We start from the raw sequence: 2,575 nt of genomic DNA on the forward strand, positions 1-2,575 counted from the left end.
GCCCGCCCCCGCCAGCGGCACCGCGACCGCGTACAGACCCGCCACCGACTCGCCCCGGCTGAAGGCCCTGCCCAGCTCGCGGACCTCCGCCAGTTCGGCGAGCAGCGCGGCCCTCGATACCACCGTGCGCGAGGTCACCGCGGGGAGCCGTTCGGCCGGGTACAGCGCGCACACCTGGTCGGCGGTCAGCCGTGACAGCAGCACCTTGCCGGCCGCCGTCGCGTGCGCGGGGCGCACCCGGTCCGCCCCCAGGGCCACCCGCACCGGCTGCGTGGACGCGCGGCCGTCGGTGACGAGGACCCGGTCCTCGATCAGCGCCGCGCTCTCCACCGTCTCCCCGGTCCGCCGCGCGGCGTCGTCCAGTACGGCGCCCACCCGCACCCGGACCGCCGGGTCGAGACCCGCCGGGCGGCCCAGGCGCAGCAGGCCCGGCCCCGCCTCGTACCCCCGGCCCGAGGGGTCCCGTACGGCGAACCCCCGCCCCTCCAGCGTGCTGAGGACCCGGTGCGCCGTGGACCGGCCGACGCCGAGCCGCCCGGCGGCCCCGCTGACCGTGACGGTGTCCTGGACGAGGAACAACTGCATCAGACGCAGCCCGGTGTCCAGCGATTCGATCGTGTAGCCCCCCGTCGCCGCGGCGGGTTCCGCCGACGACGGACCGTGCGGCCCGTACGGGTGTCCGTCGATCATGATTCCGCTCCTTTCGATCCGATTCGATCGCATGTGCGTTTGTCTCGCCCTGCGGTACGAAAATTGCCGAACTCATGCGCGATTTCCGTCCGTGTGTGGGAATCTTTCCGGCCTTGAGCTGGAAACCTGGTACCGGGGGCATGGTCGGCGCACCGGCGCATTGTCCCGCAGGGAGGGACGACAGCGTCGGCTTTCTGGTGAATCCCGCACTCCTCACTCCCCGCACACGCGTGGCGGCGGTGAGTGCGAAAACTGGCGAGCGTACTACTGGTGCGGTGCTCGCGCAGGGGGTTGGGCGAATGTGCCGAGGCACTGTTCTCATCTGGCTAGGCTCACGCGCAGTGAAGTCGAGTTGAGATGAATTCGAGCACTTGTGCACGACTATCCGCACATGTGCGTATACCTCCCGAATCAACCGCCAGAGGGTTTAGATGGTTCGTGCAGAATCACCGCCGACAAAAAGAGACATCCCCGTCGTCCGCGCCGCCCTGCTGCCCGTCGTACTGATGGCCGGCGCCACCGCGGCCGGCGCGGTGCCGGTCAGCGGGGCCACCCGGGCGGCGGTCGTCTGGTGCGGTGCGGTCGCCACCGTCGTGGTCGCCACGCTCGCGGTCGCACTCCACCGCCGACACCGCGCGATGCGCGTCCAGCGCGCCGAGTACGAACAGCGCATCGCCTTCCTGGAACACCGCATCGCCGCGCACGACCAGGAGACCGTACGGCTCACCAAGGAACTCCTGCCCACCGCCATCAGGCGGCTGCGCGCGAGCAACTCGCCCCAGGAGGTGATGCGCGACATCGTCGACGCGGACGACTCCTACCGCAACCTCCCCAAGGCCCAACGCGCCCTGGTGCTCCAGGTCCTCGACATCGTCGACAACGAGGAGGCCATGCGCGACTCCGCGCAGCGCGCCTTCGTCAGCGTCGCCCGCCGGGTCCAGGCCATCGTCAGCCGGCAGGCCAGCGAGCTGCGGGAGATGGAGGACCACCACGGGCGCAACCCGGAGGTCTTCGACGACCTCCTGCGCATCGACCACGGCACCGCCCTGATCGGCCGGCTCGCCGACTCCATCGCCGTACTCGGCGGAGCCCGCCCCAGCCGTCAATGGCCCAAGCCCGTCCCACTGTTCAGCGTGCTGCGCGGCGCGATGTCCCGGATCCTGGAATACCAGCGCGTCGACCTGCACTCGATCGCCAAGGTGGCCATCGTCGGCACCGCGGTCGAGCCGCTCATCCACGCCTGCGCCGAACTCCTCGACAACGCGACCCGCTACTCCCCGCCGCAGACCCGGGTGCACGTCACCGCGGTCGAGGTGCAGACCGGCATCGCCATCGAGATCGAGGACGGCGGCGTCAGCCTCAGCGAGGAGGCCCGTGCCCGGGCCGAGAACATGCTCGCCCAGGCCCAGGCCGGCATCAACATGAACGACCTCGGGGAGTCCCCGCGCCTCGGCATGGCCGTGGTCGGGCGGCTCTCCCGCATGTACCAACTCCAGGTGTCCCTCCGGCAGTCGGCGTACGGCGGTGTCCGCGCCGTCCTCATCGTGCCGCGCGACATGATCACCACCGGGCCCGCCCCCGGCATCGCCCACGGCATCGGCGCCACCTCCCGGCCGCAGAGCTCGCTCGACATGTCGCAGATGCAGCACGTCGTGCCGCCGCGCGGCAAGCGCAAGCCGCGCCCCGCCGCGACCGGCCCCGTAGCCTCGGTGGCCGTCCCGGCGGCGGCCCCCGCGCCGGCCCCGGCCGGCGCACGGCCCACGGCCGGGGCGTCCGCCATGGACGACGACGAGATCGTGGTCACCGAATGGACCGCTGGAGGGCTCCCGCAGCGTCGCAGCCGCGGTCGCGCCCCGCTCGGCTCGCACAACCTGCCGCAGCAGGC

The 2,575-nt window shown here is 71.9% G+C and carries 2 protein-coding genes; one reads left to right on the top strand and one right to left on the bottom strand.

Features of this window, described 5'->3' with window-relative positions; genetic code table 11:
• On the bottom strand, positions 1-690 hold a 690-nt coding region (locus IH13_RS0117200), incomplete at its 3' end, for an IclR family transcriptional regulator (protein WP_031085394.1).
• A gap of 431 nt (positions 691-1,121) precedes the next feature.
• Here IH13_RS0117200 and IH13_RS0117205 point away from each other — a divergent pair.
• Positions 1,122-2,575, top strand: a 1,454-nt coding sequence (locus IH13_RS0117205; RefSeq protein WP_031085395.1) for a sensor histidine kinase, incomplete at its 3' end; no start/stop codon positions are given.

This window comes from Streptomyces sp. NRRL WC-3549 (assembly GCF_000721935.1).
Taxonomy (GTDB): domain Bacteria; phylum Actinomycetota; class Actinomycetes; order Streptomycetales; family Streptomycetaceae; genus Streptomyces.